The 5,348-nt window shown below is 63.1% G+C and carries 4 protein-coding genes; 1 reads left to right on the top strand and 3 read right to left on the bottom strand.

Going from position 1 to position 5,348, the window contains the following annotated elements:
- Nucleotides 1–133: 133 nt before the first annotated feature.
- On the bottom strand, nt 134–928 hold the full coding sequence (locus EA346_RS14755; RefSeq protein ID WP_296759868.1) for an inositol monophosphatase family protein: 795 nt from the start codon (nt 926–928) through the stop codon (nt 134–136).
- 342 nt (nt 929–1,270) lie between these two features.
- On the opposite strand from EA346_RS14755, the gene EA346_RS14750 reads away from it, so the two are divergent.
- Nucleotides 1,271–3,361 carry a nucleoside-diphosphate sugar epimerase/dehydratase gene (locus tag EA346_RS14750; RefSeq protein ID WP_296759867.1) on the top strand — a complete coding sequence of 697 codons (2,091 nt, stop codon included), beginning with the start codon at nt 1,271–1,273 and terminating at the stop codon, nt 3,359–3,361.
- Here EA346_RS14750 and EA346_RS14745 read toward each other — a convergent pair.
- Together EA346_RS14745 and EA346_RS14740 are read right to left on the bottom strand one after the other, a co-directional pair.
- A complete protein-coding gene (locus EA346_RS14745; RefSeq protein WP_296759866.1) occupies nt 3,310–4,314 on the bottom strand; it encodes a glycosyltransferase family 4 protein in 1,005 nt (334 codons plus the stop codon). The genes EA346_RS14750 and EA346_RS14745 overlap by 52 nt on opposite strands.
- A gap of 54 nt (nt 4,315–4,368) precedes the next feature.
- Complete coding sequence (locus EA346_RS14740; protein ID WP_366755809.1) at nt 4,369–5,307, bottom strand: SDR family oxidoreductase; 939 nt, start codon at nt 5,305–5,307, stop codon at nt 4,369–4,371.
- Between the last annotated feature and the right edge of the window lie 41 nt (nt 5,308–5,348).

Raw genomic sequence — 5,348 nt, 5'->3', positions numbered from 1 at the left:
CTACGGAGCGCCAGCCGTCACGCGTAGGTCGGGTTAGCGCAGCGTAACCCGACGCCCTGTGTTCGACGCGCAGTGGTTTCCTTGGGGTTCTGTTGTCGGGTTACGCCCTGCGGGCTAACCCGACCTACGGTGTTTATTCGCTTTTCTCGGCCAGCGCTCCGCGCAGGCGCTGCAGCATCGCCTTCAGGATCTTCGGGTTCCCCGCCACCACATCCCCACGGCGAAAGACATCCGGTTTTCCCTCCAGGTCGCTGACCAGCCCGCCGGCCTCCTGCACCAGCAGCAGCCCCGCGGCGATGTCCCAGTCGCGCAGCCCCATCTCCCAGAAGCCGTCGAAACGTCCCGCTGCCACGTAGGCCAGATCCAGCGCCGCGGAGCCGGGCCGGCGAACACCCGCCGTATCGGGGATCAACGCGCGCAGCGTGCGTAGATACCGGTCGAGATCCTGGGTATCCCGGAAAGGAATCCCGGTACCCAGCAGCGCCCCATTCAGGTCGACACGGTCACCGACCCGGATACGGCGATCATTCAGCAACGCACCACGCCCCCGCGTCGCCGTGAACAACTCCTCGCGCAGCGGGTCGTAGATCACGGCCTGCTCCAGTCGCCCCCGGTGCTTCAGCGCGATCGAAATCGAGAAATGCGGCACCCCGTGCAGGAAGTTCGTCGTGCCGTCCAGCGGGTCGATCACCCAGACGAAGTCGTCCCCCGCCTGGTGCCCGCCTTCCTCGGCCAGGATGCCGTGATCGGGGTAGGCATGGCGCAGGATCTGCACAATCGTCTGTTCGGCCTGCAGGTCCACCTCGGTCACGAAATCGTTGCGCGACTTTTCGCGGATGCTCAGCGTATCGGTGCGGTCCCAGGCGCGCGTGGTGACCCGTCCGGCCGCCCGTGCGGCCTTGACGGCGGTATTCAGCATGGGATGCATGGGCGGGACTCCGGTTGGGGCGGCGTAGGGGCGCAAACGATACACAGCCCGGTGCGTCAGGGAAAGATGTAGGAGGCGAGCCCTCTCGCCGATTGGACGCCGGAAAACCCATCGGCCAGGGGCTGGCCTCCTACCTCCGCGCCCCTTGAAAGAACACCAATCGGACCACCAGCGGAGCTTTCGTGATCATCAGGTCAGAACATGGCTTCACGTTGAAAAACATGCGACCAACATTCCACGCTTTTGATCAATAATCGGCTCTCAGAATGCGCTCTATCTACTTGCGCAAACTGATTAGAAAACCGACAATATGCGTGGTATCCAACCACGTATGGTGGCTCGATGAAGGCGTTTCTTGCCCGACTGCTCACACTGCCCCGCGGGCGGAAGCGCCGGCTGATGGTTGGGGCAGATCTGCTGCTATTGCCCGGGGCACTTTGGGCGGCTTATGTCCTGCGGTTTGCCGAGGTCCTCCCAGAACCGGCGCGTGCGGTCTGGTGGCTCTTTCCCGTCACAGCAGTGCTTGGGGTCGTGATCTTTTCGCGCCTGGGTCTGTACCGAACCGTAGTGCGTTTCATGGGCATGCGGGCCATCTGGTTGGTGGCTGCGGGTGTAGCCATCTTGGCTGCGCTGATGTTCAGCGCAGTGGCATTGGTCCAGATCGACGTTCCACGCTCCGTTCCCGTGTCGTTTGCGATCCTGGCGTTCGTTTTCGTCGGAGGGGTTCGTTTCCTCGTGCGCGCCTGGTACCTCTGGATGCTGGGGCGTGGGGCAAGCATCGCAGAGCCAGTGATCATCTTCGGCGCCGGAGCCGCCGGGGCCCATCTGGCGTCAAGTCTGCGTGTTGCCGGACGTTTCCATCCCGTCGCCTACGTGGACGAGGATGCCACGCTGCACGGGAGCCTGATCGACGGTGTCGAGATCTACGACCCGGCGCGGATTCCCGATTTGCTTGAACTGTTTCCCGTGCGTCGTATCCTGCTTGCGATTCCCTCGGCGAGCCGTGGTTCGCGCCGACGTATCCTCAGTCTCCTCGAGGCCTACCCGGTTCATGTGCAGACGGTGCCCAACACCGAGGAACTGTTGACGGGTGCGGCCAATGTCACCCAGTTGCGGGACGTGGATATCGGTGACCTGCTCGGTAGGGATCCCGTACCGCCGATCCCGGAACTGATGTCGCGCAGCCTTCGCGATCGCGTGATCATGGTCTCCGGTGCCGGCGGTTCGATCGGCGCAGCCCTGTGCCGCGTGGCGGTGACGGAGGGTGTGCGTACCCTGGTGCTCTACGATCACCACGAGTACGCGCTGTATGCGATCGAGCGGGAGTTGCGGGCGCTGGCGGAGCGACGGGGTCGTTCCTGTGAGCTGATTCCCGTGCTGGGGTCCGTCTGTAATGGCCCCCGGCTGAAAGCGATTCTGGGACGGTTTGGGGTCCAGACGGTCTTTCATTCCGCCGCCTACAAGCACGTCCCGATCGTAGAGCACAACCTGCTCGAAGGGGTTCGGAACAACGTGCTCGGCACGCAGATTTTTGCCGAGGCTGCGGCGGCCTGCGGGGTCGAGCGGTTCGTGCTGATCAGCACGGACAAGGCCGTCCGTCCCACCAGTGTGATGGGCGCGACCAAGCGGCTCGCGGAACTGGTGCTGCAAGACCTGGCGTCGCGCCAGGCGACCACGGTGTTCGCGATGGTGCGTTTCGGCAATGTACTGGCCTCGTCTGGCTCGGTGGTGCCCCTGTTTCACGAGCAGATCAGCCGCGGCGGTCCCGTTACCGTCACCCACCCAAAAATCACCCGGTATTTCATGACGCTTACCGAGGCCTCGCAGCTGGTGGTTCAGGCCGGTGCAATGGCCACGGGCGGAGAGGTCTTCGTGTTGGACATGGGGGAACCGGTTCGGATCGTGGAGCTGGCGAAACGCATGATTCGCCTCCACGGACTGCGCGTACAGGACGAGGAGCATCCCGGGGGCGAGATACGCATCGAGTTTACCGGCCTTCGCCCGGGGGAAAAGTTGTACGAGGAGTTGTTGATCGGGGACAACGCCACCGGTACCGCACATCCCAAGATCATGCGTGCGGAAGAAGCGACCCTGACCAGCGATCAGGTGCAGGCGGTTCTGCAACAGTTGGAGCAGGCGGAACAGGCCGCAGACCCGCAATGGGCCTACGAGGTTCTGTGTGCGGCCGTTCCGGATTTTGCTTCGGCGGGCACGCCATCCGACTGGCTCGTTGGAGCGGCGCAGCCTGAGCTGCCAAGGAGCACCGGTACCACCGCACTGATGCGACTGCCGGTTGGAGGGCAGAGATCCGCCGCTGCAACGGCAGCCGTTGAGAAACGCTCTTCTACCGTCTCCAGCCTCGAGCGGGCACGGGAGGGACGTCAGTCCACCCCCGCGCCCAGCCAGGATGCGAGAAGCACCAGCGGGGCGTAAGCGATCAGGATTCCGGCTGCCCCACTCAACATTCCCAGTCCCACCAGCGTAGCGATCGGAAGCAGCCAAAACAGGTTGATGGCGCCAACGGCGACCGAGATCGGCACATGGGATCCCACGCGACGGGCGGCGTGCTGATAGGCATGAATCCGGTGAGCCTCGTACACCCGATCACCGCGCAGCAATCGGCGCAGCAACGTGAGCGTTGCGTCGACGATGAATACCCCCAGCAGAATCACCCAGGCCCAGAACAGCTCCGGGGCAAGCAATCCCGCCTGCAGCGAGAGCATGCCAAGCGATATCCCGACAAATCCACTGCCGGCATCGCCCATGAATATCCGCGCCCATGGGAAATTCCATACCAGAAAGCCTGCGGTCGCTGCCGCGAGCAGAAGTGGTGCAACCCAAAACCCTGCGTCGGATAGCGCCAGCCAAGCCAGGAATGCTGCGCCCAACCCCACCGTGATGGCTTCGATTCCGGCGATCCCGTCGATGCCGTCCATGAAGTTGTAGAGATTGAGCAGCCATACGAGGTAGAGGACGGCCAGCAGGCGCCCGAACCAGCCAAAGTCGACATCCCATCCAAATAAGTCGAGCTGAGGTAGCCCTCCGAGCCAAATGATGGCCCAAGCTGCTGCTACGAAATGTACAAGCAGTCGCCAGCGTGCCGGTACATGGTCTCGATCGTCCCACCAGCCGACCATTGCCACGGTCACGCCCGCCCCGAGCCAAGCCAGGAGCGCCCCGGTGTTGAGGAGCCCGTACAGCCAAAGCCATGGCAGGGCAGTGAGCACCACCGCGACGATCGCGAGTCCACCGCCGCGCGGAGTTGGCACGGAGTGCGAACTCCGCGCCGTGGGCACATCCAGCAACCTGGTCGCGATGGCATGACGCCGCAGCATCCAGGTCAAGAGAAAGGCTGCTGTGAACGACGGGAGCAGGATCCAGATCATACTCAAGCGGCACTCTCCCATCAGGACGGCCTTACATCGGATACTCTGGCTGAATCAGTCTCTTCCAGCCACTGCGCGCAGCAAGCCTTCCTGAACGGATAGCGGCGGCTCCCAACCCAGGGTTTCGCAGGTAGCGCGAATGTCGACCTGAAGAGAATCCGTCAGGCGTTCGAATTCGCCAAGGCGTCCACTCAGTTGCCCCGCGATCCGCAATAGCGGAAGGGGAACGCGAAACAGCCTGACAGGACGCCCCATCGCGTGCGCCAGACCACGAACAAGTTCGGGAGTTGAGAGATCGTGGCCATCTGAGACCAGGAAGGTCTGTCCGGGTGCGGCGGGGTGGTCGATGCAATGGGTCAGCAAGTCGACCAGATTGTCGAGCGCCACGAGCGATCGGCGGTTGTCAACGGCGGCTAACGGCAATGGCCAGCCTCGGTCCACCAGACGCATCAGGCGCAGCACGTTGGCCTTTACCCCAGGACCATAAGCCAAGGGCGGCCTGACCACCGCAATCTCTAACCCAGTCTCGGCCGCGACCTGCCAAAGCGCCTGCTCCGCTTGCCATTTCGAGATCCCGTAAGCGCATTGCGGCCTGGGAATGTCGGACATTCGAAACGGTTCCCCAGGCTCGGTGCTCGCCCCATTCACCTTGACCGAACTGACGAAAATGAACCGGCGGACCCCCGCATCTGCAGCCTGTTCGGCCAATCGTCTGGTGCCAACTACATTCACACTGTGAAAAGAGGCGAGGGCATCGGGCGCTGAATTGGCGCTCACATGAACCCTCGCGGCAGAATGAATCAAACAGGACACTCCTCGCAGGGCTTCCGCATAGTCCGGGCTTCCCCCAAGATCTCCCATCTGGATGGGCACGACGCATTGCGGCCAACCCGGGTTTGCGCTCCGGCTCGCGGCACGAACGACAAACCGAGGCTCGGACGCCAAGCGGGCAACCAGCGCCCGGCCGAGGAAGCCCGTGGCGCCGGTGACCATTACGGTTTGCTGATCAGATTGAGATGCCATGCCAATTCAGG

The organism is Thioalkalivibrio sp., assembly GCF_007692535.1.
Lineage (GTDB): Bacteria > Pseudomonadota > Gammaproteobacteria > Ectothiorhodospirales > Ectothiorhodospiraceae > Thioalkalivibrio.
This window is presented reverse-complemented; position numbering and strand designations above follow the sequence as displayed.

What these genes read in the sequence shown, in the direction of transcription:
- EA346_RS14745 (WP_296759866.1), bottom strand. Translation starts at nt 4,314, where the DNA reads ATGATCTGGATCCTGCTCCCGTCGTTCACAGCAGCCTTTCTCTTGACC.
- EA346_RS14740 (WP_366755809.1), bottom strand. Translation starts at nt 5,307, where the DNA reads ATGGTCACCGGCGCCACGGGCTTCCTCGGCCGGGCGCTGGTTGCCCGC.
- EA346_RS14750 (WP_296759867.1), top strand. Translation starts at nt 1,271, where the DNA reads ATGAAGGCGTTTCTTGCCCGACTGCTCACACTGCCCCGCGGGCGGAAG.
- EA346_RS14755 (WP_296759868.1), bottom strand. Translation starts at nt 928, where the DNA reads ATGCATCCCATGCTGAATACCGCCGTCAAGGCCGCACGGGCGGCCGGA.